At 70.8% G+C, this 25,160-nt stretch carries 23 protein-coding genes; 17 read left to right on the forward strand and 6 right to left on the reverse strand.

The window, feature by feature from the left end:
• Positions 1-26: 26 nt before the first annotated feature.
• The 4 genes from mmsB to MA879_RS10245 all read left to right on the forward strand — a co-directional run bounded on the left by mmsB (position 27) and on the right by MA879_RS10245 (position 3,973).
• Positions 27-935: a 3-hydroxyisobutyrate dehydrogenase gene (gene mmsB, locus MA879_RS10230; RefSeq protein WP_248125982.1), complete on the forward strand. Its 909-nt coding sequence runs from the start codon at positions 27-29 to the stop codon at positions 933-935.
• Positions 936-938: 3 nt separating this feature from the next.
• Positions 939-1,742, forward strand: coding sequence for an enoyl-CoA hydratase-related protein (locus MA879_RS10235; RefSeq protein WP_248125985.1), 804 nt, complete (start codon positions 939-941; stop codon positions 1,740-1,742).
• A gap of 43 nt (positions 1,743-1,785) precedes the next feature.
• Positions 1,786-2,904: an enoyl-CoA hydratase/isomerase family protein gene (locus tag MA879_RS10240; protein WP_248125988.1), complete on the forward strand. Its 1,119-nt coding sequence runs from the start codon at positions 1,786-1,788 to the stop codon at positions 2,902-2,904.
• Between the two features lie 106 nt (positions 2,905-3,010).
• Complete coding sequence (locus tag MA879_RS10245; protein ID WP_248125991.1) at positions 3,011-3,973, forward strand: hypothetical protein; 963 nt, start codon at positions 3,011-3,013, stop codon at positions 3,971-3,973.
• A 21-nt stretch (positions 3,974-3,994) separates the two neighbouring features.
• Here the strand turns inward: MA879_RS10245 and MA879_RS10250 are convergent, their stop codons facing one another.
• From MA879_RS10250 to MA879_RS10260, 3 genes are read right to left on the reverse strand one after another with little or no spacing between them, the layout of a single operon-like run.
• Entirely contained in the window at positions 3,995-5,521 is a 1,527-nt protein-coding gene (locus MA879_RS10250) for a cytochrome b/b6 domain-containing protein (RefSeq protein ID WP_248125994.1), read from the reverse strand.
• Between the two features lie 29 nt (positions 5,522-5,550).
• Positions 5,551-6,561: an electron transfer flavoprotein subunit alpha/FixB family protein gene (locus MA879_RS10255; protein ID WP_248125997.1), complete on the reverse strand. Its 1,011-nt coding sequence runs from the start codon at positions 6,559-6,561 to the stop codon at positions 5,551-5,553.
• 28 nt (positions 6,562-6,589) lie between these two features.
• A complete protein-coding gene (locus tag MA879_RS10260) occupies positions 6,590-7,372 on the reverse strand; it encodes an electron transfer flavoprotein subunit beta/FixA family protein (protein WP_248126000.1) in 783 nt (260 codons plus the stop codon).
• 164 nt (positions 7,373-7,536) lie between these two features.
• Here MA879_RS10260 and MA879_RS10265 point away from each other — a divergent pair, with 164 nt between their 5' ends.
• The 3 genes from MA879_RS10265 (at position 7,537) to MA879_RS10275 (ending at position 11,306) form a co-directional block, all read left to right on the forward strand.
• The gene (locus MA879_RS10265) at positions 7,537-8,442 is read left to right on the forward strand and encodes an NUDIX hydrolase (protein WP_418001247.1); all 906 of its coding nucleotides are present in this window, start codon (positions 7,537-7,539) and stop codon (positions 8,440-8,442) included.
• Positions 8,443-8,616: 174 nt separating this feature from the next.
• A complete protein-coding gene (locus MA879_RS10270) occupies positions 8,617-10,038 on the forward strand; it encodes an L-serine ammonia-lyase (protein ID WP_248126006.1) in 1,422 nt (473 codons plus the stop codon).
• A 113-nt stretch (positions 10,039-10,151) separates the two neighbouring features.
• Entirely contained in the window at positions 10,152-11,306 is a 1,155-nt protein-coding gene (locus tag MA879_RS10275) for a YihY/virulence factor BrkB family protein (RefSeq protein ID WP_248126009.1), read from the forward strand.
• Positions 11,307-11,384: 78 nt separating this feature from the next.
• On the opposite strand, the gene MA879_RS10280 is transcribed toward MA879_RS10275, so the two are convergent.
• Together MA879_RS10280 and MA879_RS10285 are read right to left on the reverse strand one after the other, a co-directional pair.
• Positions 11,385-12,929, reverse strand: a complete 1,545-nt coding sequence (locus MA879_RS10280; protein WP_248126012.1) for a thermonuclease family protein — start codon at positions 12,927-12,929, stop codon at positions 11,385-11,387.
• 140 nt (positions 12,930-13,069) lie between these two features.
• Positions 13,070-13,993 (reverse strand): tryptophan-rich sensory protein, encoded by a 924-nt coding sequence (locus MA879_RS10285; protein ID WP_248126015.1) that lies wholly within the window; start codon positions 13,991-13,993, stop codon positions 13,070-13,072.
• 102 nt (positions 13,994-14,095) lie between these two features.
• Here MA879_RS10285 and MA879_RS10290 point away from each other — a divergent pair, with 102 nt between their 5' ends.
• Positions 14,096-15,028, forward strand: a complete 933-nt coding sequence (locus tag MA879_RS10290) for a Cof-type HAD-IIB family hydrolase (RefSeq protein ID WP_248126018.1) — start codon at positions 14,096-14,098, stop codon at positions 15,026-15,028.
• Between the two features lie 79 nt (positions 15,029-15,107).
• A complete protein-coding gene (locus tag MA879_RS10295) occupies positions 15,108-16,142 on the forward strand; it encodes an isopenicillin N synthase family dioxygenase (RefSeq protein ID WP_248126021.1) in 1,035 nt (344 codons plus the stop codon).
• Between the two features lie 83 nt (positions 16,143-16,225).
• Here MA879_RS10295 and MA879_RS10300 read toward each other — a convergent pair whose 3' ends face one another.
• Entirely contained in the window at positions 16,226-17,833 is a 1,608-nt protein-coding gene (locus MA879_RS10300) for an alanine/glycine:cation symporter family protein (protein ID WP_248126024.1), read from the reverse strand.
• A 267-nt stretch (positions 17,834-18,100) separates the two neighbouring features.
• On the opposite strand from MA879_RS10300, the gene MA879_RS10305 reads away from it, so the two are divergent.
• From MA879_RS10305 to MA879_RS10340, 8 genes are all read left to right on the forward strand, one after another.
• A complete protein-coding gene (locus MA879_RS10305) occupies positions 18,101-18,517 on the forward strand; it encodes an SUMF1/EgtB/PvdO family nonheme iron enzyme (RefSeq protein WP_246418723.1) in 417 nt (138 codons plus the stop codon).
• 112 nt (positions 18,518-18,629) lie between these two features.
• Positions 18,630-20,066 carry a mercury(II) reductase gene (merA, locus tag MA879_RS10310; protein WP_020624860.1) on the forward strand — a complete coding sequence of 479 codons (1,437 nt, stop codon included), beginning with the start codon at positions 18,630-18,632 and terminating at the stop codon, positions 20,064-20,066.
• Between the two features lie 59 nt (positions 20,067-20,125).
• Positions 20,126-20,788 (forward strand): organomercurial lyase MerB, encoded by a 663-nt coding sequence (gene merB / locus MA879_RS10315; RefSeq protein WP_036336638.1) that lies wholly within the window; start codon positions 20,126-20,128, stop codon positions 20,786-20,788.
• 163 nt (positions 20,789-20,951) lie between these two features.
• Positions 20,952-22,322, forward strand: coding sequence for a dihydrolipoyl dehydrogenase family protein (locus tag MA879_RS10320; RefSeq protein ID WP_248126027.1), 1,371 nt, complete (start codon positions 20,952-20,954; stop codon positions 22,320-22,322).
• Positions 22,323-22,444: 122 nt separating this feature from the next.
• Positions 22,445-22,834: a heavy metal-responsive transcriptional regulator gene (locus MA879_RS10325; protein ID WP_036334145.1), complete on the forward strand. Its 390-nt coding sequence runs from the start codon at positions 22,445-22,447 to the stop codon at positions 22,832-22,834.
• A gap of 744 nt (positions 22,835-23,578) precedes the next feature.
• The gene (locus tag MA879_RS10330) at positions 23,579-23,794 is read left to right on the forward strand and encodes a hypothetical protein (RefSeq protein ID WP_036334147.1); all 216 of its coding nucleotides are present in this window, start codon (positions 23,579-23,581) and stop codon (positions 23,792-23,794) included.
• A gap of 589 nt (positions 23,795-24,383) precedes the next feature.
• The gene (locus MA879_RS10335; protein ID WP_036334324.1) at positions 24,384-24,599 is read left to right on the forward strand and encodes a hypothetical protein; all 216 of its coding nucleotides are present in this window, start codon (positions 24,384-24,386) and stop codon (positions 24,597-24,599) included.
• A complete protein-coding gene (locus MA879_RS10340; protein ID WP_036334322.1) occupies positions 24,596-24,859 on the forward strand; it encodes a hypothetical protein in 264 nt (87 codons plus the stop codon). The genes MA879_RS10335 and MA879_RS10340 overlap by 4 nt, the downstream gene beginning before the upstream one ends.
• The last annotated feature ends 301 nt before the right edge of the window (positions 24,860-25,160 follow it).

Below are 25,160 nucleotides of genomic sequence, written 5' to 3' on the forward strand. Positions count from 1 at the left end.
GCCGACCCACCCTCCAGGAGGAGACCATGACCACCGTCCTGTTCCTCGGCCTCGGCCACATGGGCGGCCCGATGGCCGCCAACCTCGCGGGCGCCGGCCACCGGGTGCTCGGGTTCGACCTCGTCCCCGCGGCCCTCGAGGCCGCCCGCGCCGCCGGCGTCGAGACCGTGACGGACACCGCCGTGGCGGCGGCCGAGGCCGACGTCGTCCTCACCATGCTCCCGAACGGCCGCCTCGTGCTGGACGTCTACCGAGGCGACGGCGGCGCGCCGGGCCTGCTGGCCGCCGCCCGCCCGGGCACAGTCTTCCTGGACTGCTCCACGATCGAGGTGGCCCAGGCCCGCGAGGCCGCGGAGGCGGCCGAGGCGGCGGGCATGCGCGCCGCCGACGCCCCGGTCTCCGGCGGTCAGGTGGGCGCCGAGGCCGGCACCCTGGCGTTCATGGTCGGCGCGTCCGAGGAGGTCCTCGCCGAGATCCGGCCGCTGCTGGAGGTCATGGGGCGGCGGATCGTGCACTGCGGCGGGCCCGGGCTGGGCCAGGCCGCGAAGATCTGCAACAACATGGTGCTGGGGATCAGCCAGATCGCCGTGGCCGAGGCGTTCGTGCTCGGCGAGCGCCTCGGCCTCGACCACCAGGCGCTGTACGACGTCATGAGCGAGGCCTCCGGCCAGTGCTGGGCGCTTACCACCAACTGCCCTGTCCCCGGCCCGGTCCCCGGCTCCCCCGCCAACCGGGACTACGCCCCGGGCTTCGCCGGCGCGCTCATGCACAAGGACCTGACCCTTGCCCTGCACGCGCTGGAGGACCAGGGTGTCCAGGGAGGCCTGGGCCGCGCCGCCCAGGGGATCTACGAGCGGTATGCGGCGGGCGAGGGTGCCTCCCGCGACTTCTCGGGGATCGTCGAGACCATCCGTGCCGCAGGGAAGGACACCTGAACCATGACCGAGCAGACCGCACCCCACCAGGACTCCGCCGAGTCCCCCGTGATCGTCAGCCGGGACGGCCGCGTGGGCCGCATCCAGCTGAACCGGCCGAAGGCGCTCAACGCGCTGAACGCCGCCACCATGGAGGCCGTGGTGGCCGCCGCCGTCGAGTTCGACGCCGACCCGGAGGTGGGCGCGATCCTGCTGCTCGGCTCCGAGAAGGCCTTCGCCGCCGGCGCGGACATCAAGGAGATGAAGGACAAGGACGGGGCTGAGATGTACGCGGCGGACTGGTTCCGCCGCTGGGAGGACCTGACCCGCCTGCGCATCCCGATCGTGGCGTGCGTGCAGGGCTACGCCCTCGGCGGCGGCTGCGAGCTGGCCATGATGGCGGACGTGCTCGTGGCGGGCCGCTCCGCGAAGTTCGGCCAGCCGGAGATCACCCTCGGCGTGCTGCCCGGCATGGGAGGCTCCCAGCGGCTGACCAAGTCCGTCGGCAAGGCCAAGGCCATGGACATGGTGCTCACCGGCCGCATGGTGGAGGCCGAGGAGGCCGAGCGCATGGGCCTCGTCTCCCGCCTCGTGGCGGACGAGGACGCCATGTCCACCGCCGAGGAGGTCGCCGCCACCATCGCCGGGTTCTCCAAGCCCGCCGCGATGATGAACAAGGAGGCCGTGCTCAACGCCTTCGAGACCCCGCTCACCCAGGGGCTGGTGTTCGAGCGCCGCGTGTTCCACGGCCTGTTCTCCTCGGCTGACCAGGCCGAGGGCATGGCCGCCTTCGCCGAGAAGCGCTCCCCGGAGTGGACGCACCGCTGAGCCGCACACCCCCGCCGCCCGCCCCGAGACCCCAGGAGGACGCATGACCGAGCAGACCGCCCCCGAGCCGGAGATCCTGACGGAGGTGGCCGACGGCGTCGGCCTGATCACCCTGAACCGCCCGACGGCCATGAACGCGCTCTCCCGAGGCATGGTGGTGGCGATCCGCGAGCAGCTCGAGGCGTGGGCCGACGACGACGCGGTACGCGCCGCCGTCGTGCGGGGGGCCGGCGAGCGCGGCCTGTGCGCGGGCGGCGACGTGAAGACCCTGCACGGGATGATGACGCAGGGCCGGGCCTCCGAGGCCATGGGGTACTTCCACGACGAGTACCGGATGAACCACGCGATCGCGGCGTACCCCAAGCCGTACGTGGCGCTCATGGACGGGTTCGTGCTCGGCGGCGGCGTGGGCGTCTCGGCGCACGGCTCGCACCGTGTGGTCACCGAGCGCACGAAGCTGGGCATGCCGGAGACCGGCATCGGCTTCACCCCGGACGTGGGCGGCTCCTGGCTGCTCTCCCGCGCGCCGCACCGGCTCGGCCGGCACCTGGGCCTGACCTCTGAGTTCGCCACCGGCGCGGACGCCGTCGCTCTGGGGTTCGCGGACACCCTCGTCCCCTCCGGGGACCTGGACGCCGTGGTGACGGATCTGCGCGCTGCGCTGCGCGAGACCGACGCGGTGAGCGCTGAGACCGCAGTGGACGCGGTGCTGGCCCGGCACGCGCAGGAGCCGGGCGAGGCCCCGCTGGTCACGGCCGCCGCGTGGCTCGAGCCGGCCTACGCGCACGACACCGTGGAGGAGGTCCTCGCGGAGCTCGAACGGGTGGCCGCCGAGCACGAGGACAGGCAGGTGCGCGAGCACGCGGCCGGGATCGTAGAGACGATCCGGGCGAAGTCCCCGACGTCCGTGAAGGTCACCCTGGAGGCCCTGCGCCGCCTCGAAGGGATCGAGGACGGGGACGTGCGGGACGCGCTGCGCCAGGAATACCGGATCGCGTCCCACATGGTGCGCCGGCATGACATGGCCGAGGGCATCCGCGCCCAGCTCGTGGACAAGGACCGGAACCCGCAGTGGGACCCGGCCACCGTGGAGGAGGTGGGCGACGACGTCGTCCAGGCCCACTTCGACACCCCGGCCGACGGGGAGCTCGCCCTGGGCTGACCGCCCCCTTCGCTTTCGCACGCGGAACAGGCCCTGTTCCGCGTGCGAAAGCGCCGATACGCCCGACTCCACGTTCGAGAACACACGGCCCCGGTAGGCTCTGCGGGTGCCGACCACGACCCTTGCGACCCGCCCCGACCCCGCCACCGACCCGCGCCTGAACGGGCCTCGCCGTCTGCCGCTGGGGCGGCCGGAGCAGCTGTCCGGCCTGCGCCGCCGGGAGACGATCCGCCTGACCACCGACGGCGCCCTGCACCCCGCAGACTGGGAGATCGGGCCGTGGACCCGCGGCCTGGACGGCCGCCCCACCGGTGCCGCCGCATGCGTGGCCGTCGACAACCTCACCGCCGTGACCCTGCACTGGGCCGCGGAGAACGCCATGACCGCGGTGGTCACCACGCAGCTGCAGATCAACGTGCTGCGGACCCTGCCGGCCTTCGACCCGGCCGACCCCACGGACCGCCCGCGCCTGGCCATGCTGGGTGTCCCCCTCATGCACGACTCCCTGGGCGGCGCGGCCCGCGGCCTCCTCGTGGACGACGCCGGCACGCCCTACGTGGAGGCCACCGGCTGGTTCCAGGCCGTGGACGGCATCCAGTCGGCCGGGCGGGAGGCGTACATCGAGCAGGCCGCGCAGCCGATCGCCGAGGCGGACCAGGACTCGATGGCCACGGTGACCGCCGTCGTCGCGGAGACCGTCCCCGCGCCGCGCCCGGGCGAGCGGCCCGCCGTCACCGAGGACGCCGTCGAGGGCCTGCGGTTCCGGCACGAGCCCGCCCTGGACAACCCCGGGGCCATGACACACGGCGGCATCCAGACCATGCGCGCCGTGCTGGCCGCGCAGGCCGCCCTGCCGGACCGGCAGGAGTACGACGTGCAGGCCGTGCAGGTGGTGTTCGCCCGCCCGGGTCTCGGCGAGCAGGTGGCCCTGACGCGGGTGCGGCACGCGGGGCGGAGCCTGCGCATCGTGGAGGTCGAGCTGGTGGGCGTGGACCCGGAGACCGGGGTGCCGATCGCGGGCAGGCCCGCCATCCAGGCGCAGGTCAGCTTCCGCGCCGCGCAGCGCTGACGCACGGCGCCGTAGGCGCGGTCACCGCCCGACGCGCCCGAACCGCTCGGCCACCGGGGAGACGATCGCGGGCTTCAGCAGCACCCACGCCGCCGCCGTCACGGCGCAGGCCACGAGGAACGCCACGAGGCCCCACGCGTCCGCCGCGTCCCGTGCCAGGAACATCGTGTTGAGGTTGTGCAGGACGCCGGAGAGCAGCGTGAGGGCCACGTGCACCACGATGAACAGCACGAACAGCACCATCACGGGGAAGTGCACGCGGCGTGCCAGCTCCATGGGGAACGCCCGGCTCAGGCCCGCGTGCTCGGCGGGCCACCAGCTGGACATGCGGAACCCGGTGAGGGCGGCCAACGGCGCCAGGACGAACACCACGCCCGCGTAGGCCGTCATCTGGAGGGCGTTGTAGTGCACCCAGCCGTCGTGGGGGGGCCAGTCCAGGGTGGCGTACTGCAGCGCCGTGGAGGCCATGTGCATCGGCGTGGCCGGATCCGTGGGGATCAGCCGCATCCAGTGCCCGGTGGCGAGCAGCAGGACCACGAACACGAACCCGTTGAGCAGCCACAGTGCATCCAGGGCCTGGTGGATCCAGATGGTCAGCGAGAACTTCTTGCCGGTGCTGCCGGGCGGGGCGAACAGGCCCGGCTTCCTCGGGGTGAAGTTCGCCGGCGGCCGCGTCTCCTGCCGCACCTGCAGGCCCGTGCGGATGATCAGCACCATCAGGAACGCGTTCAGGAAGTGCTGCCAGGCCAGCCACGCGGGGATGCCCACGGGCGTGGCCTCCGGGTGCACGGGCACGCCCGGATACCGTGCCACGAACTCCGCCACGGCGGGCACGGTGATCAGCCAGCGCGCGCCGAGCACGGCCAGCAGGCCCAGAACGACGACGCCGCCCACCGCCACGCCGAGGCGTCGCCGCAGCGAGGGGGCCGGCCCCTCCGCCTCGCCGGCGGGCTTCCCTGCGGACGCGGACGGGCTGGGGACGGACGAGGCCGGCGGGGCCTCGCGGGTCGCCGCGGCCGGGGCGGCGGAGGCGGACGCCACCGGGGCGGAAGCCGGGGCGTCGGCGGAGGCCGGAACCTCGGCGGCGGTCGCCTCGGTCCGAACAGGTTCGGTCGGCTCGGCGGGGGCGGCCGCGGGGGCCGGGTCCGCCACCGGGGCGGTGGGAGCGGTCACCGCCGGCGCTGCGGAGGACGGCGCGGCCGCCTCAGCCGGCGGCCAGGGGGTGCCGCGGAAGGCGGTGTACCCGGCCATGCGGCGGCCCGGCTCCCGGGCTGCGGCGGGGGCGGCGACCGACGCCGGCGCGGCCTCCGTTGCCGGGGCGGCGTCCGGCGAGGCGGACCCGACCGCCGCCCTCGTCCGTGGCGGCCACGGCGTGCCACGGAACGCGCTGTAGCCGGCCATGCGGCGGCCCGGCTCGCGGGCGGTCTCCGGCGCCGGGACGGGCTCGGAGGCGGGCGCCGTCGTCGTCGGCGGCTCGGCCGGGGCGGCCCCGGCGGGAGGCCAGGGCGTGCCTCGGAACTCGGTGTACCCCTGCATGCGCTGCGGCACGGTGCGGTCCCCTTCCCGGGAGAGGCGGCTCAGCCGCGGCGGGCGTCGAGCCGGGCGATCAGCTGCGGGACGATCTCGAACACGTCCCCCACCACGCCGAAGTCGGCGTGGTCGAAGATCTCGGCGTCCTCGTTGGAGTCGATCGCCACGATGGTCTTGGAGGTCTTCATGCCGGCCAGGTGCTGGATGGCCCCGGAGATGCCGAGGGAGATGTAGAGGTCCGGCGCCACGATCACTCCGGTCTGGCCCACCTGCCGGTCGGCGCTCGTGAAGCCGGAGTCGACGGCGGCGCGGGAGGCGCCCACGGCGGCCCCCAGCGCGTCGGCGAGGGGCTCCACGAGCGTGGTGAACCCCTCCTTGGAGCCCACGCCGCGGCCACCGGCCACCACTGTCTTGGCGGTCCGCAGCGCGGGGCGGTCCGAGGACACCTCCACCGGATCGGAGGAGCGGATCTGCGCGCCCGCGGTGACGGCCCGCTCCCCCACCTGGAGCGGCCGGACCTCGGGGTCGGCCACGGGCTGCGCCCGCTCCTCGACGACACCGGGCCGCAGGGTGACGATGTTCGGCCCGCCCTCCACGGTGGACTCGGCGAGCACGTCCCCCCCGAACACGGAGTGCTGGGCCACGACCTCGCCGTCCTGACGGCGCAGCGCCACGGCGTCGGCGGTGACGGCGCCGTGCGCGCGCACGGCCAGGCGGCCAGCGATCGTGCGGGACTCCGGAGAGTTGGGCAGCACCACGGCCTCGGGCAGCACGGCCTCGATCGCGGCGGCCAGCGCGGCCACCTCGGCCGAGCCCATCGCGGAGCCCACGTGCTCGGACGCAGCGGTGTGCACGACGGCGGCGCCCAGTTCGCCCAGGCGCGCCACGAGGGCATTGGGGGCGGCGTCGCCGGCGGCGTCCGGGCCAGTCACGAGGACCGCGTGCGGCGCGCCCACCTGGGCGGCCGCGCCGAGGGCGTCGGCCACGGCGGTGCGCAGGGTGCCGGCCGCGGTCAGCTCGGCCAGCACCAGGACAGGGGTGTTCTGGATGTCGGTCATGAAGCCTCCTGGGGTCGGTCGAGCGGGATCAGACGAGGCGGCGCTCGGCGAGGAAGGCGACGACCTGCTCGGCGGCCGTCCCGTCGTCGACGATCTTCGGGCCGGCCTGACGCTCGGGGCGCGCGGCCGCCGAGACCATCACGGAGCGGCGGTCCGCCTCGAGCGGGCCGGCGGTCAGGCCCAGGTCCGCGAGAGTGAGGGTGTCGAGCGGCTTCTTCTTGGCCGCCATGATGTTCTTGAAGTTCGGGAACCGCGGCTCGGCCGTCTTCTCGGTCAGCGCCACCACGGCGGGCACCGACACGGCGGCCTCCAAGCGGGCGTCCTCGGTGACCACGGTGCCGGTGATCTCCTCGGCCGTGATGACGACCGCCTCGGCGTGCGGCAGGATGGGCCGGTCCAGGAGCTCGGCCACCATGGCCGGGACCACGCCCGAGCCGCCGTCCGTCGAGAGGTTGCCGGCCAGGACCACGTCCGCCCCGATCTGCTCCACCGCCGCCGCCAGCACGCGGGCCGTCTGCCACGCGTCGGACCATGCCAGGGCCTCGTCGGTGACGTGCACCGCGGCGTCCGCGCCCATCGCCAGCATCTTGCGCAGCGTCTTGGTGGCATCCGCCGGCCCCATGGTCACGGCGACGATCTCGGCGTCCCCGCCGGCGTCGCGATGGGCCAGGGCGACCTCCATGACGCGCTCGTTGATCTCGTCCGGCACGGGCTCGGCGGCACCGTCACGGACCACCATGCCGGTGTCCATGTCCAGGGTGCGGTCCTGCCACGTGTCCGGGACCTGCTTGGCCAGAACGGCGATCTTCACGCGCGACTCCTCCTCGAATCGACGGCCGCGGGGCCGGGGGTGGTGGCGGTGCGGCACAGCCGGTCTCCCCAGGCTACCGGCGCGCCACGCCCCTGCCCATGCCGGGGGGTGGTCCCGCTCTGCGCCCTCGGCGGACAGGCCCCCCTGGGCTAGCCTGGGGGACCATGCGCGCCTTGGAGACCCCCCCGCCCGCTCCGGCCCTGGCCGCCGCCTCGCTCCTGCTGCTCCGGGACGGGGACGCCGGCCTGGAGGTCTTCCACGTGCGGCGGGCCGCCACCATGGCCTTCAGCGCGCACGCCACCGCGTTCCCCGGCGGGCGGGTGGACCCCGCCGACGACGCCGCCCTCGCCCCCGCCGTCACGACCGCCCCCGGTGCGGCGGACCTGGACGCGTGGGCCCGTCGCCTCGGCCTTGCGGACCGCCCGGTGGAGACCCAGGCCCAGGACGAGCCGGCGGCGGTGGCGGCCCGGTTCCTGGCCGCCGTCGTCCGGGAGACCTTCGAGGAGACCGGCGTGCTGCTGGCCCGCACCGTGGGCGGGGGCCCCGCCGGCGCGGAGACGGCCGCCGCGCTGGCGCCGCGGCGGGCGGCGGTGGAGCGGCATGAGCAGGAGTTCGTGACGCTGCTCGCCGAGCACGGCCTGGTCCCTGACGCCGCGGGCCTGCGGGCCTGGCAGCGCTGGATCACGCCGGTCGGCGTTCCCCGCCGGTACGACACGGCGTTCTTCCTGGTGGCGGTGCCCGAGGGCCAGGAGCCGGACCGGCTGACCACGGAGGCGACGGAGCACGGCTGGGCCGCGCCCGCGGCGCTGATCGAGGCGTTCCGCGCCGGGGAGGTCAACCTCATGACGCCCACGTGGGCGCAGCTGCGCGCCCTGCGGGACCTCGGGTCCGTGGCCGAGGCCCTCGAGGCCGGCGCGGCGGACACCCCCATCCCCGTGGTCCAACTGGTTCCGGACCGCTCACCCGACGGGCGCCGGGAGGAGTTCGCCCACGCGGACGAGTACCTCGCCGACGTGCGCTCCTTCCGCGCGCACGCGCGGGTGGCCGAGACGCCGGACAACATCCTCTGATCAGGGGCGATGCCGGACGGAGAGGGCTTCCCCGGCCATCGTGGCGCTCTCCTGGCCGCGTCCGTCCGCGGCCCCTACGCTGGACCCGGGCGTGATCCGCCCCGACCCCCGGCTGGCACGCCGCCCGGGCACCGTCTCACCGCGCCGCACCCGGGGCGCAGAAGGGAGCCCCCCGTGGCACTGAGCATCCTGGACCTGTTCTCCATCGGCATCGGCCCGTCCTCGTCCCACACCGTGGGGCCCATGCGCGCGGCACGCCGGTTCACCTTCGTGCTCGAGCAGGAGGGCCTCCTGGACCGCGTGGCGCGCGTCAAGGGCGAGCTCTTCGGCTCCCTCTCCGCCACCGGCGTCGGCCACGGCTCGGACATGGCCGTGATCCTCGGCCTGTGCGGCCACGACCCGGAGACCATCGACCCCGACGCCGCCGCCCCGCAGGTGAGCCGTTGCGTCGAGGAGCGCACGCTGCCGCTGGCGGGCGGTCACCAGATCCCGTTCGACCGCCCCAAGGACCTCGTCCTGCACATGCGCAAGAGCCTGCCGGGGCACCCCAACGGCATGCGCCTCACCGCGTTCGACGCCGCCGGCGAGGTCCTGCTGACCCGCGAGTACTACTCGGTGGGCGGCGGATTCGTGGTCACCGGCGAGGAGCTGAACGCGGAGCTGGACGAGACCCGGGACATCACCCGCCACGGCGAGGACCCGGAGCCGCACCCCTTCTCCACGGGCGCCGAGCTGCTGTCCCAGTCCCAGGTCCACGGCAAGTCGATCGCGGACGTGATGCGCGCCAACGAGGCCTCCCGCGGCGACCTCGCGGAGATCGAGGCGAAGGTCCTGGAGATCTGGGACGTCATGCAGCAGTGCGTGGACAACGGCCTGCACCGTACCGAGCCGATCCTGCCGGGCGGGCTCAAGGTCAAGCGCCGCGCCCCCGGGCTGCACGCGCAGCTGCAGCAGAAGGGCGTGGACGGCCAGGACAAGGACCCGATGTGGGCCATGGAGTGGGTGAACCTGTTCGCCCTGGCCGTCAACGAGGAGAACGCCTCCTTCGGCCGGATCGTCACGGCGCCCACGAACGGCGCCGCCGGCATCATCCCCGCGGTCCTGCACTACTTCGACCGGTTCGTGCTCACCGAGGACACCCCGGCCGAGGAGCGCCGCACGAAGATCCTGGACTTCCTGTTCACCGCCGCGGCCATCGGCATCCTGTACAAGCGCAACGCGTCCATCTCGGGTGCGGAGGTCGGCTGCCAGGGCGAGGTCGGCTCGGCGTGCTCGATGGCGGCCGGCGCCCTGTGCGCCGTGCTGGGCGGCTCGCCCGTGCAGGTCGAGAACGCGGCGGAGATCGGGATCGAGCACAACCTCGGCCTGACCTGCGACCCCGTCGGCGGCCTGGTGCAGGTCCCCTGCATCGAGCGCAACGCGATCGCCTCCGTGAAGGCCATCAATGCCGCCCGCCTGGCCCTGGTGGGCGACGGCGACCACCGCGTCACGCTCGACCAGGCCATCAGGACGATGCGCGACACCGGGGCGGACATGAAGTCCAAGTACAAGGAGACCTCGCGCGGCGGTCTCGCCGTGAACGTCCCCGCGTGCTGAACCGCGGCCGCGGGAAGGGGCCCGGTCGTGAGGGGGCCGAACCCTGCGACCGGAGCCCGGCCCTCGGATAGGCTGGCTGGGATCCCCACCCGACGTCTCCGAGAGGAACACCCGTGGCCACACATCCCGTCGACGCGACCCTGGAGGCCGCGAAGATCGATCCGGAGGAGCGCACCGAGCGTCTGAAGGGCATCAAGCTGGACGGCGCCGGCTGGAAGTACGCCGTGACCCGGGCGTTCAAGGAGTTCATGAACGACGGCGGCACGGACCTCGCCGCGAAGCTCACCTACTTCATGGTGCTCTCGCTGGCGCCGTCCCTGCTGGCCGTGTTCTCCATCCTCACCCTCGTGCTGGCCTCGAACCGCTCGGTGGTGGACGACCTGGTGACCCAGCTGACCACCATGGTCCCGTCCGACTACCAGTCGGTGGTGCAGAGCGTGGTGGAGAACCTGATGCAGCAGTCCACGGGCGGCATCATCGCCCTGGTGATCGGCATCCTGACCGCGGTGTGGTCCGCCTCCGCCTACGTGAAGGCCTTCAACCGGGCCTCGAACCAGGTGTACAACTTCGCCGAGGGCCGCGGCTTCATCCGTCTGCTCCTGAGCAACCTGCTCACCACCGTGGTGATGCTGCTGGGCATCGTGCTGGTGCTGATCTCCCTGGCGCTCAACCGCTCGCTCGTCGACGGCCTGCTCGCCCCGATCGCGCAGCCGCTGGGCCTGACCTCCGCGGTGAACTTCCTCTCGGACACGTTCCTGCCCATCTGGGCGTGGGTGAAGTGGCCCGTCGTGGTGCTCCTCGTGCTCGTCCTGATCGCCACGCTCTACTACATGGCCCCGAACGTGAAGAAGCCCAGCTTCCGGATGTTCGGCCCGGGCAACATCTTCGCGCTGGTTGGCATGGTGCTGGCCTCGGTGGGCCTGTACTTCTACTTCACGCAGCTGGCCGGCTACTCCGCCTACGGCGCGATCGGCGGCGTCATGGCCCTGCTCTTCGCGCTGTGGATCTTCAACATCGTCCTGCTGCTGGGCCTCGAGCTGGACACGGAGGTGGAGCGCGCCAAGCAGCTCATCGCCGGCATGCCCGCCGAGGAGGCCGTGAAGCTGCCCCCGAAGGACGCCGACGCCCTCGTGAAGAAGGCGGAGAAGCAGGAGGAGCTCGAGCAGAAGGGCTACGAGCTGCGGGCCACGCACGGTGGGGGCGACTCCGCCGTCAACCGTCCGCGGCATGCACGTGACGGCGGCGCCCACGCCGCCGACAAGGCCTGAGCCCGGCGCTGCACCCGCACGAGGACGCCGGCCTTCCCCGCACGGGGAGGGCCGGCGTCGTCGTGTGGGAGGGCCGAGTCAGCGCTTCGCCTTGCGGTAGCCGTCTGCGACCGCAGCGGCCTCGGAGGCGTAGCAGTTGCGGACATTGGTCTTGCCGTAGTCCCGCTGGCCCGGCGCGTGGTAGATCCCAGAATTGTCGTTCCCCTTGATCGGGTAGCCGTCCGGGCAGACGCCGCCGGATCCGGACACCGGTCCGCCTGCACCGCCGGCGGCGGCGGCGGACTCGTCGTCGTCGGATTCCTGCGCGTCAGCGCCGGCACCGCCCGAGGAGGACGAGCCCTGCTCGTCGCAGTACACGAACGTCTCTCCGCCCGGCGCGTAGCACCGGTTGGGCGCCTTCTGCGAGGTGCGGCCCGAGGAGGCGCCGTCGTCCTCGGAGGACTCGGACTCCTCCGCGGCCTCCCGGGATGCCCGTTCCTCGGCCGCCTCGCGCTCGGCGCGCTCCTCGGCCTCCCGCTCGGCGTCGGCACGCTCCTGTTCGAGACGGGCCTCCGCCTCCGCACGCTCCTGTTCGAGACGGGCCTCCGCCTCCGCGCGCTCCTGCTCGGCCTGTTCCTTCGCCTCCGCCGCCGCACGGCTGGCCTCGGCCTCGGCCCGGGCCTGGGCAGATTCGCGGGCCCGCTGCGCGGCCGTCGCCTCCGCCCGGCGGGTCTGCTCGGCCGCCAGGGCCGTGCGGTAGGCATCCAGGCCGGCGTAATCGGTCAGGACCTCCTGGGCCCGGGACAGCTCGTCGCGGTAGAGCACCCCCATCCAGGCATGGCCGTCGTCGGGATCGCCGGCACGCTCGCTGCGGGGCGGATCCTGGGGCCCGGGGGCCTGTGCGGCGACGTCCACGACGTCCCGCAGCAGCGCCACGGCTGCAGCAGTCGCGGCGGTGCCGGACAGGGCACCGTCGAGATCGGCGATGTCCGCCACCATGGTCGGATCCGCGGGCGGCTCCTCACCGAGGGTCTGCGGGGAGGCCATGGCGGGGAGGCTGCACTCCAGGCCCTCCTGGTTCAGCCCCGTACCGGCACGCTCAGCCTCGCGCCACGCTGCCTCGACCTCCGGCAGGAAACGGCGGTTCGGCTCGAACACCACCGGCACGCCCAGGCCGGCCCGGGCGATCTCCGCGTTGACGAGCTCGTCCCCCTCGAAGACGCCGGCCAGGGTCCGGCCGTAGTGGTCGGTGCGTTCCTCGTCGTACTGGAGCACCACCTCATCGCCAGGCTCGAGGAGCGACTCGAGCAGGTCAGTGGCCTCCGGACCCAGGCACTGCACTCCCTTGTTGGGGTGCTTGGTCTCAGGGGTGTCGATGTTCAGCAGGCGTACACGAACGCGGTCACCGCTGAGCCGCACGTCCACCGTGTCGCCATCGATCACGCGGTCCACCGTGGCACGGTCGCCCTCCACTGCGGGAGAGGCCGAGGCCCGAGGGGAACCCACGGCCGCCGCCGAGGAGGACGGGACGGTGGACGACGGCTCCGTCGGAGCCGGATCGGCGGTGGCGGTGCAGCCGGTCAGGACGAGACCGGCCAGGGACGCACCGGCGACAGCGGTGCGCAGGGAGGGGCGGAGGGACACTCTGACTCCTGGGTCGGGGAACGGGCACACGAAAGGGGCCCCACCGCAGGGCGGGGCCCCCTCCCGGAGAGCATCCTCGCACCGAGTCCGCTCAGCTCCGAATCAGGCGACGCTCGGGTTTTTCTGCCGGTGACGCCGGGTCAGCGGATCCCGTCCACGGGGTCGTCGCCGCCGTCGAGGGCATCCAGCACGAGGTCGCGGGCCTCGCCCGTGGCGGAGCGGCGGGACAGCAGCAGGGCCGCCAGCCAGCACAGCATCACGACGCCGGCGCAGCCCCACGCGGTGAGCGCCACGCCGCCGGACTGCAGGCCCGTGCCGTCGGTGCGGCCGACGCCCAGCCAGACCAGGCCCCAGGCGAGGGCGGCGGCCGGGGCGAGGCGGCCGCCGTCGTACACGGCGGTGAGGGCGGCGATCACGGTGGCCACCACGATCATGATCAGCGCCCACGTGGTGGGCAGCAGCGGGGCGCCGAACCAGCCGAGGGAGCCCAGCCAGGCGGCCACGTTGGCCACGACGGCGATCGAGACCCAGCCCAGGTGCAGGCCCTGGACGCCGTCCAGGAGGATGCGCTCGGCCCAGCCGCGCGCGCGGCCGGTCTCGAGCAGCACGAGGATCCGGCAGAGGGTCGCCAGGAGCAGGACGATGACCAGGACGCTCACGCCCAGGGCACCGAGCTGCACCGTCCAGTTCCACGCCGCGTTCAGCAGGAGGGACGCCAGAATCCACGGGCGCAGGCGGTCGTGCCGACGGGACTGGGCGGAGGGGAGGAACTGCCAGACCGCATACGCCAGCACACCCGTGTAGATCACGGACCAGATGCGGAACGCCGGGGCCGCCGGCGCGACCCACGTGCCGTCCTCGGACAGCCAGCCGCCCGCCGCCTCCTGGACGGGGGTGCCGCCGAGGACGCCGGCGCCAACGAACGCCGTGACGATCGCGAACAGGACGACCAGCAGGGTGGCGACCTGCCCGCCGCGCGAGGCCAGGCCGCGGCCCGAGCTGGGCTCGGCGTGAGGGGTGGTCGGAGCCGGGCCCTGCGGGCCGACGTCGATGGCGGTGCTCATGGGTCCTCCCGGACGGGGTCGAGGCGATCCGCCCCAGCGGGCGGGCGGCAGGGCGGCGAGTCTGCTGGTCAGCGTAGCGGCCCGCCCCCTTACCCTGGGAGCATGACTCCCGCACCCCTCGGACTCCTGCTCGACGTCGACGGCCCCTTGGCTTCCACCGAGACCCGCCGCGTCCCCGACGAGGTCCTCGACCGCCTGGCCGCCCTCGGCCGGCGTGGGATCCCCGTGGGCTTCAACACGGGCCGCTCGGTCGAGTTTCTGCTGCGCCACGTCCTTGAACCGCTGCGCGAGCGCGGGGGCCTCGACGGCACCCCGTTCTACGGGATCTCCGAGAAGGGCGCCGTGTGGTTCCCGTTCTCCGCGGTGCCCGCGGGGGAGGTCCCGCCCGTGGACGACCGCGAGCAGGTGCCGGACTGGCTGCGCCGGGACGAGGACATGGTGATCGAACCGGATCTGGCGCGGGCGATCGTGCAGGCCAACGACGATCACGCCCGGGACCTGCAGCCGGAGGACCGCACGAAGCTCGCCATGGTCTCCTTCGAGATGGAGGTCGGTGCGGACCGCGAGGAGTACGAGCCGGCGCGCGACGCCGCCGCGCAAGCGATCGAGGCGATGCTCGCCGAGCGCGGGGAGGACGGGCGGATCCGCGTGGACCCGACCGTCATCTCCGTGGACGTGGAGCACGTCCGCTCCGGCAAGGACCTCGGCCTCGAGCGGTGCCGCGCGCTCATGGCGGAGGCAGGCGTCCCCTTCCCGGACCGCTGGTTCACGGCGGGCGACTCCCGCACGGACTACGCCATGGCGGACGCCCTGCACGAGCAGGGCGTCCAGGTGTCCCACGTGGACGTGCGCCCCGAGGACGGCGTCCCGGAGCGGCCCTACCCGGTGATCACCGCCGCAGACCTGGCCGAGCGCGGCTTCGGCGACGCCGACGACGTCCACGAGCAGGTGGGCGCCTCACTGCTGGCCTGGGTCCTCTCCGAGCTCTCCGAGGGCGGCCACGACGACCACGACGGCGCCGCCGCCCGCAACTGACACGTCACTGGGCGTCACGGGGCTCAACCCGGCGTCTCCGTGGCTGGCGGCCACGGCGGCTTGGGAGTGGACTGGGCGCATGAGCACCCCCACCCCCGTCCTCGACGTCCCCGTGTTGGACGTGTCCGCCATGCGTCGTGCGGACGGCACGTTCGATCCGGCCTTCCTCGACCGCCTCCGCCATGCCGCCCATCACGTGGGCTTCTTCCAGATCGTCGGCTACGGCGCCCAGCCGGGCCAGGTGGACGAGCTGTTCCGCGTGACGGCCGAGTTCTTCGCCCGCCCCACGGAGGAGAAGCTGGCCCTGCACAACCAGGACTCCCCCCACTGGCGCGGCTGGTCGGCGATCGCCGCCGAGCGCACGCAGGGCCGCCCGGACTCCCGCGAGCAGATCGACTTCGCCCCGGACCGCGCGCCGGTGTCGACCGAGCGGATCGGCCCCGGCGAGGAGTACTGGCACCTGCAGGGCCGCAACCGCTGGCCCGCGGACATGCCCGAGCTCGAGCGCGCCGCCATGGCGTGGACCGCGCTCATGGACCACGTGGGCGAGGAGCTGCTCCGCGCCCTGTGCGTGGCGATCGGCCTGCCCGAGGACCACTTCGCGGACGCCTTCGACGGCGACCGGGCCTGGATGGCCAAGCTCGCGCACTACGTGGGCGGGGTGGCCGAGGCCGGCGCCCAGGGGGTGGGCTCGCACGCGGACTACGGCTTCATCACCCTGCTGCTGCAGGACGAGGTCGGCGGCCTGGAGGTGCGCCCCCATGGCCAGGACGAGTGGCTCCCGGTGGAGCCCATCCCGGGCGCGCTCGTGGTGAACCTCGGCGAGATGCTCGAGGTGGCCACGGACGGCTACCTGATGGCCACCATCCACCGTGTGCAGTCCCCGCCGGAGGGCGTGGACCGCTACTCCGTGCCGTTCTTCCACTCCCCGCGCCTGGACGCCGTGATCGAGCCGGTCGCGCTGCCCGCGGAGCTGGCCGCCGAGGACCGCGGCGCCTCCGACGACCCGGAGAACCCCATGCTCTCCTCCTTCGGCGCCAACATGCTCAAGGGCTTCGCCCGGGCCCATCCGAAGGTCACCGAGCGGTTCCACCCGGAGCTGCCGGTCGGCTGACGCCGCCCCGCGGCTCCACGACGACGGCGCCCCCACCTCGGCGAGGTGGGGGCGCCGTCGTCGTGCGCGGTGCGCGGTTCCGATCAGGCGCGGTGCGCGCCGCCGCCCCGGTCCACGTCCGTGCGGACCGTGCCGGCGCCCGCGACCGTCGCATGGGCCTCCAGCTCGGCGCCGGTCATGCCCTGCGTGACGAGCCCGTCAGCGCGCAGCTCCCAGAAGTCCGCGTTGCGGATGCCCAGGGGGCGCGGGTCGAACTGCGGGTCCAGGCCCTGCTTCTTCTGCGCGTGGTAGTCCTTGAGCGCCTTGAGCGCGGGGACCTGCAGGAAGAGGATGCCCACGATGTTCATCCACGCCATGGAGCCCACGCCGATGTCTCCCAGGCCCCAGGCGGCGCCCGTGGTGGTGACGGCGCCGTAGGCCACGGAGGCCAGGATCAGGCCCTGCAGGACCCGGATGGCCACGCGTCGGACCAGGGGGTTGCGCGCGCCGCGGACGAGGTAGGACAGGTTGACCTCGGCCATGTAGTAGTAGGCCACGATCGTGGTGAAGGCGAAGAACGCCAGCGCCACGGCCACGAAGGTCGGACCGAAGCCGGTGAACACGGTGTCGAAGCCGTTCTGCACGAACGCCGGGCCCACCTTGGAGTCGGCCGGCAGCTTGCCCGGATCCTGGAGGATGGGGGTGTCGGCGGACCCGCCGGAGTACACGCGGTACATGCCGGTGGACAGGACGATGAACGCGGTGGCGGTGCAGACGAACAGGGTGTCCACGTACACGGCGAACGCCTGGGCGTAGCCCTGCTTGGCCGGGTGGGAGACCTCGGCGGCGGCGGCCGCGTGCGGGCCGGTGCCCTGGCCCGCCTCGTTGGAGTACACGCCGCGCTTGACGCCCCACTGCACGGCCAGGCCCAGGATGGCGCCGAACACCGAGTTCATGCCGAAGGCCGAGGAGAAGATCGAGCCGAAGACGGCGGGGATCTGGTCGAAGTTGATGAAGAAGACGATCAGCGCCAGGATGATGTAGAGCACGGCCATGATCGGCACCACGAACACCGCGAAGGTGGCGATGCGCTTGACGCCGCCGACCACGATGAAGGCCAGGACGATCACGATGCCGATGGCCACGCCCCACGTCGGGAGGCCCCAGGCCTCCTCCATGGAAGAGGCCATGCCGTTGGCCTGCACACCCGGCAGGAAGAAGCTGGTGGCGAAGACGGTGACGATCGCGAAGATCACCGCGTAGACCTTCAGGAGGCCGCCGAACTTGGTGTGGCGGTAGGCCTTCTCGAAGTAGTAGGCCGGGCCGCCGCGGTATTCGCCGGTGTCCTTGTCCTTCTCCTTGTAGATCTGGCCGAGCGTGCACTCGATGAAGGACGTGGAGGCGCCGAGGAAGGCCACGGCCCACATCCAGAAGACGGCGCCCGGGCCGCCGAAGGCGATGGCCGTGGCCACGCCGCCGATGTTGCCCATGCCGACGCGGCCGGCCAGGGACATCATGAGCGACTGGAACGAGGACGTGCCGTCCTGGGACTTCTCGCCGTTCTTGAGCTGGGCCAGCATGTCCGGGATGCCCCGCACCTGCAGGAACGCAGTCCGCAGCGAGAAGTACACGCCCACAAGGAGGCAGAGGAAGATGAGCGGGAGTGACCAGATGTAGCCGTTGGCTGCATCGATGAGGTCGGCGAAGGTCATGGGGTTCTCCAGAGCGAGGATGGGGATGACACAGCCGAACGGGTGCGAGTCCGTGACGGCTGGGTGAAGAGTAGCGGCGAAGGTGACCCCTGTCACCTTAAAGCGTGATCCATGACTCCGTGGGACGCAGCTGTCGAGATGCAGCGAAGATTTCACAAACGCGCAAATATGTTTCATGCGACCATGAGTCACTTAGGTATTGACATTTGAACCTTGATTGACTAGGGGTCATAGTTCTCCAGTCAGCCCGTGTGCGACGCTGACACCATGAACCAGCCCTCCATGGCCACCCTGTCTTCGGGAAAAATCACCCTGCGCGACGCCCGCCGCGGGACCACACGGGATGTGGAACTGGAGCCCTTCGAGATGGCAGTGCACCCCCTCCATGACCGGAGCACCGGACGCCCGCTCACGCCTCTGACATGGTTCGAGACCATCAACCTCTGCAACGAGCTATCCAATGCCGAAGAGCTGCAGCCGGCCTACACGCGTGCTGGGGACGGACGCTCCGTTACCTGGAACACGAGCGCTGACGGGTACCGATTGCCCACCGAGGCCGAGTGGGAGTACGACTGCCGCGCCGGAACGACCTCGCCCGCCTACGGGCCGCTTGAAGACATCGCCTGGACCGGCCTCGACCACCTCGAGGGCCCCCAGCCCGTCGTCCGTTCAGAGAACCCTTGACCTTCCCCCGTAGGGGAAGGTGCAGACTGAAGATCAACCACTGGAAAACCAGCCATCAGCTTCTGCCGTCACGCAATGAACCGGTGCCCGATGGCAGTGTAGGGAGATTCGCATGAACGAGGCAGTACCGCATTTCGATCTGGCGATCATCGGTTCCGGTGGTGGCGCGTTCGCTGCCGCGATCAGGGCAACGAACCTCGACAAACGGGTCGTCATGATCGAACGCGGGACCGTGGGCGGGACCTGCGTGAACACCGGATGCATCCCCTCCAAGGCTCTGCTCGCCGCAGCCGAGGCACGCCACACCGCCCAGGACGCCGGCAGGTTCCCCGGCCTCACCGCCACCGCGGGACCCGTGGACATGGAAGCACTCATCGCGGGAAAGCGCGCCTTGGTGGAGAACGTGCGCTCCGATAAGTACGTGGACCTCGTCGCGGACTACGGGTGGGAGCTGCGCCACGGCAATGCTGTATTCACCGGCACCGCCGCGGACCCTGCGCTGGAGGTCACCGCGCAGGACGGGACCAGGGAGACGATCACGGCCGCCCACTATCTGGTCGCGACCGGCTCCACCCCGTGGGCCGCACCGATCAATGGTCTGGACACGGTCGATTACCTGACATCGACCACGGCCATGGAACTCGACGAGGTACCCGAGTCCTTGCTGGTCATCGGCGGCGGGTACGTCGCCCTGGAACAGGCCCAACTCTTCGCCCGCCTCGGCTCGAAGGTCACCATGCTGGTGCGCTCTCGCCTGGCATCGGGTGAGGAACCCGAAGCATCCAGGGCATTGATGAGCGTCTTCGCCAACGAGGGCATCCGGGTCATCCGCCGCTCCACCGTCTCCTCCATCACCCAGGACACGGACGGCGGCATTGCCGCCCAGGCCGACATCGCCGGCGGGCGCGAAACCCTCCGGGCCTCCAAGGTCCTCATCGCCACGGGTCGGCGCCCGGTCACCGACGGGCTAAACCTGGCCGGGGTGAGCGTGAAGACCGGGGACAAGGGGGAAGTCGTCGTCGAGGACACCCTGGTGAGCTCTAACCCACGCGTTTGGGCTGCGGGGGACGTGACCGGGCACCCCGAATACGTGTACGTCGCCGCATCCCACGGCACCCTGATGGTCGACAACGCCTTCAGCGACGCCGGCCGCGCCGTGGACTACAGCCACCTGCCCCGCGTCACGTTCACCAGCCCTAACCTCGCGGTTGTCGGCATGACCGACAAGCAGGCAAGAGACGCCGGGATCAGGTGCGAATGCCGGGTTGTACCGCTGGAATACATACCCCGCGCCGTGGTGAACCGGGACACCCGCGGATTCATCAAGATGGTCGCAGACGCCGACACCGGCAGGATCGTCGGTATCACCGCCGTCGCGAAGGAAGCCGGCGACCTCGCTGCAACAGGCGTGTACATCCTGCAGGCCGGGATGACCGTCGATCAGGTCGCGAACCTCTGGAGCCCGTACCTGACCATGGCCGAGGGCATCAAGATCGTTGCCCAGTCCTTCAAGACGGATGTCTCCAAACTTTCCTGCTGCGCCGCCTGAACACCTGAACCACCGATCGCCGAACACTGACACACCATGCCTTGAAAGGAACGACCGCGATGAACAACATCAGCGAGGTCACTGACCGGCTTGCGTCCAACGAGACGGGGATGGAGCCCTGGCTGTGGATGCCCCTACTGAAACTCCTCGCCCTGGGCGACCCGGTCGACGTGAGCGACCTCGCCGCGGCGACCGGCCGTGCCGGGGAGGAAGTCCGCACTGCCCTCAAGGCGATGGGCGACACGGAGTACGACGGGTCCGGGCGGATCATCGGGCAGGGCCTGACGCAGCGCCCCACGCAGCACCGGTTCGAGGTAAACGGTGAGCAACTCTACACCTGGTGCGCGCTGGACACCCTGATCTTCCCGACCCTGCTGGGCGCATCCGCGCGTATCGAATCCTCACATCAGGCCACAGGCACCCCGGTACGGGTGGCTGTCACAGCGATGGGTGTCACCAGCGTGGAGCCGGCCACCGCCGTGGTGTCCCTGGTGAACCCGGAGGACATCAGCTCCGTCCGCTCATCGTTCTGCAACCAGGTCCACTTCTTCGCCTCACCCGACGACGCAGCGCCCTGGCTCGAAACCCACCCCGGCGGCACCATCATGCCTGTCAAAGAGGCCTACGAACTCGGATCCTCCATGGCTGAGAAGATGCTCACCCACACACCAGGACCCGCCACCGACCAGGTAAGCAACGGCGTCCAAAGCTGCGCCTGCTGAACCAACCGACCACCCACCACTACCCGCCGGACCACCACTGGCAACTGGAGGGCTTGCACGGGTTCAGTACCGGTGCAGGAGGCGGGCCGGGGCCGGTGCGAGATGTTGACGAAGGACCGGAAAGAGCCGGGAAAGATCCGCTGAATCTGAAGGAGAAATTCTCATGAGTGAACATTTCGATGTTGCCGCCCTCGGTCTGGGCCCAGGCGGGGAGGTCGCGGCCGACCGGCTTCTGAAAGCCGGGAAGAACGTCGTGGTCTTCGAGCGGGAACTAATCGGCGGGGAATGCGCCTACTGGGCGTGTATCCCTTCCAAGACCGTCCTGCGGCCGCCGGAAGCGCGCACGGAAGTTCAACGGGCCGCCGGTGTCTCCGGCGCCGAACTGGACTGGGCTGCCACTGCAAAGTACCGGGACTACATGATCCGGAACCTCGATGACCAGGCACAGGTCGACGGGTACATCAAAGAGGGCGCCGTGGTGATCAAGGACGAAGCTCGGATTACCGGACCGGGCCGGATCCAGGCTGGAGACCGCGAGATCACAGCCGAGCACATCATTATCGCCACCGGCTCCGACGCCGTGATCCCACCGTTGGACGGCATCGACCAGATCACGGCCTGGACGAACCGTGAAACCTACACCACCAGCACGCTCCCCGAGCGGGCGGTCATCATCGGCGGCAGCGCCGTCGGCGTGGAAACCGCGACGTTCCTGGCCCGCTTCGGAGTGGCCATCACCCTGATCCACTGCGGCGAGAGGTTACTGGACCGCGAAGGGCCCCGGGTGGGGGAACTTGCCCACCAGTACCTGCAGGAGGCCGGCATCGACATCCGGCTGGCCACCTCCGCCGTCCAGGCGCGGCGCGAGGGAGCCGACAGCATCATCGAGCTTCAGACACGCGACGGCGATCCAGCCGGTGAGGTGGCAGCAGACGTCGTGATCTTCGGTACCGGCCGCACACCACGCACCGAAGGACTCGGCTTCGAACACGCTGGCGTAACCCTCGGCGACCACGGAGAAATCCAGATCGACGACCACTGCCGCGCCGGCGAAAACACGTGGGCCATCGGCGACGTCACCGGCATCATGCCTTTCACCCACGTCGCGAAGTACCAAGGCCGGATCGCCGCCGACGCCATCCTCGGCCGACCCCACCCGGCCACCTACGACGGCATACCGCGTGTCGTATTCACCGACCCCGAAATCGCCGGCGCCGGACTAACCCAGGAACAGGCAACGAAGCAGGGCATCCGCACCATCGCCACGGAACTGGACCTCGCCGACGCCATCGCCCGACCCTGGACCTACGAGCAGGACCCCCGCGGGCACCTCGGCCTACTCGCCGACGCCGACCGGAAGATCCTCATCGGAGCCTGGGCCGTCGGCCCCATGGCCGGAGAGTGGATCCACCACGCCTCCCTCGCCATCCGCACGCAACTGCCGATCGACACGCTCCTGGACCAGGTCGCCCAATTCCCGACCTACCACGAGGCCTACCAGGTCGCCCTCGAACAACTCGACCTCACCCCCTAACCGGGTCGAGAAACGTACAGGCGGGAGCACGAAGGAATTGGCACACCACAAAGACCCCCATCACCTTCGTGATCTTCCAGCAAAATGGAAGATTACGGAGTCTTTCGAGAACGAGGTGAAGCATGCGTATCGGTGAAGTAGCGGCGGCCTCCGGCGTGACGACCAAGGCCTTGAGGTTTTACGAGGAGCGAGGGCTCCTGCCGCAGGCCGACCGAGCCACCAACGGCTACCGCGACTATCCAGAGGACACGATCGTCAGGCTTGAATTCATCCGGCGCAGCCAAGTTGCCGGCCTCACTCTGGCCGAAATCCTCGACATCCTCCAAATCCGGGATGCTGGCACGGCGCCGTGCGGCCACGTGCGTGATCAGCTTGCCGAGCACCTGACGAACCTGGACAGGCACATCGCCGAACTCACCGCGCTCAGAGAAACCGTTGCCGGCCTTCACGGAACCGCGGCGGCCGGCGACCCCGCTCAGTGCAATGCCGAAGTCATCTGTAGCTACCTTTGATCATCGGCACATCCACAACCAGACGTTTCAACGGAATCACTCAGCGACGACGGACCGCAATCCATAAGCCGCACCGCCGGCAGACGTAAGCCGCGCCATCCGCCAACGCGTGCAACCTGCTCAACGGCAGACGCCGCCCACAGCACGAACAGTGCGCACTGGTGTCGCTGGTTTGGACCATTGTCCATCGTAAGACCGACTCTTCAACCACAGGCCCTCTAGGGCGGGGTCTAGGATTTCACGACAAAACGTTTGTTGCGCCAGGGGTGCCTATGAAACCCGCCGTCAGCCGGACGTAGAACCTGTCGTCTGCGGAAAGCTCAGATCCGATCACCCACCTGATTAGCAGGCCTTAAAGCGTTACAAAAACCACGCCATTTAGCGCTGCGATTCACACCGTCTCTGACGTGATGGTCTCGTGGGCGGGCGGGGCGTGTAAAGGGGTATACCTGCCTGGACGTGCCCCGCAGGGCCCCTGGTGGCCTGTCGGCAGGGAAGCTGCGCTCGGCTCATGGACCAGCGTCCCCCCTCCCACCCCAGCCTGCGCATCATCGGCGCGCTCATCCAGCTGTGCGGGTTGAGCATCCTCAACTTCACGCGTCTGGAATGGCGGGGACTGCTCGGATGGGGGCTTCTCCTGCTCGGCTTCATCCTCTGTGTGATCGGGACCGTCACCCGCAGCCGGCGAGCCTCCCGGGACGCACATGCTCATAATCGGGAATCCCGCGCCGGTAGGCTCAGCGCATGAGACGGACCACGTACCTTCGCATCCTGGCCGGACTGCTACTCATGGTGCTGCTCGTCTGGTTCTGGGGACGCTATGCTCTGTTCCCGATGGAGATGACCACCGGGAACGCACGCTTCATCGGCTGGGGCCTCGCACTCCTGGCGGGATACGGCAGCTATCGGCTCTGGATGAAGGCAGCCGAGCTGAGCGAGGACGGGCACGACACACTCTGAACGCAGAAACGCCCGCGACCACCCCAGCCGAGAGACGCGCCCCCGCTAAGGACGGCGATGGGCCACTGCCTTTATCGGTCGTTTGTGGCAGACCTGATCCTCGCCACAACCCTCGCCAACACGTCGTGGTGGTGGCTCACCCATACCCGCTTGGACATTCCCACTGCGCCCGCCTCCCGCCACTGAAGTCTGGAGGAGACACCGCGAAGCCATTCGGATATAGAGCCGACCGCACATCCCTCGCCGGCGCGTAGTGTCTTCTGAAAGCCCGCGACGAAATGACTCCGATCAAGATCTTGTGGATAAAGACGTGGACAGAGCTACCGGATACCCCAAAATCTCGGGCCTGCGGCAGATTCCAGGCCGTCCTGACACGAGTCAGTGACCGGCAGTGAGAGCTCCCACTTAATGCGTCCGGGTTCCACGATAGAATTCCGTTAGAGCACCAAAGCTCTGGACCCTCCAGGGTGGAGGGCGCAGGGCTCGGTGTCTAGTTTGGCGGCTAGGCTTCGGACTCTACCGCCCTCACCGCCGCGCTCAGGATGGGTGACACCCGGTTAACGGGACACCTAGAACAGGAGTCGAGCCCATGGGCAAGACCGTTCACCGCAGTGCCAGCACGGGCCGGTTCGTGAAGACCTCCACGGCCAAGCGCAATCCGCGGACCACCACTACCGAGACGATCCCCTCACCCGGCGGAGCGACCCGTTCGGTGGGCCGTTCGGCCATCACGGGCCGCTTCGTCACCACTTCCACCGTCGCACGTCACCCCGGAACCACCATCACCCAGCAGGTGTCCCGATGAGCGCCCGGGTGAAGATCTCGGGAAATCTGGAGCGCGAGCTGCAGCGAGCCGTCCAGGACACGATGACCACGTTGGCCAAGGACTACCAGAGGATGCTCGATCAGTTGGGCCAGCAGTACGCCGGTGCGCCGGTGGAAGAGATCAAGCCGGTGCTGCGGACGCGGTGGTCCCGCATCAGCGGGACCATCAGTGATCCTGAGCTGAGCATCTACGCGCAGCACATCAGCGAAGGCACCCCGATCACGGTGCGCACTTCCTGACGCAACGCTGAACAGCGGGCCAGCCTCTGCAGAGGCTGGCCCGCTGTTCTCGTTGGAGCACAGGGTCGGCCCCTGCCCATGGGGAGCGCTGGCGCTTGTTGTCCAGGGCGACAAAATCGGTCGTTTGGGGCGGGCGTCCGGGATGCGACGGGGCTGTGGCTTCGTTCGCTTGGCGGCGGGGTTTATGCAGCGCTCCGTGGCGGTCTTGTTGCCGCGATCACGCAGGACTGGCTGCAGGTAGGTGTCGCGGTCTGAACCGAGAGGGGTGCGCCCGGTCGGGGCCGTTTGGATCGCTGCCGCT

It is taken from the genome of Micrococcus lacusdianchii (genome assembly GCF_023155805.1).
GTDB classification, from domain to species: domain Bacteria; phylum Actinomycetota; class Actinomycetes; order Actinomycetales; family Micrococcaceae; genus Micrococcus; species Micrococcus lacusdianchii.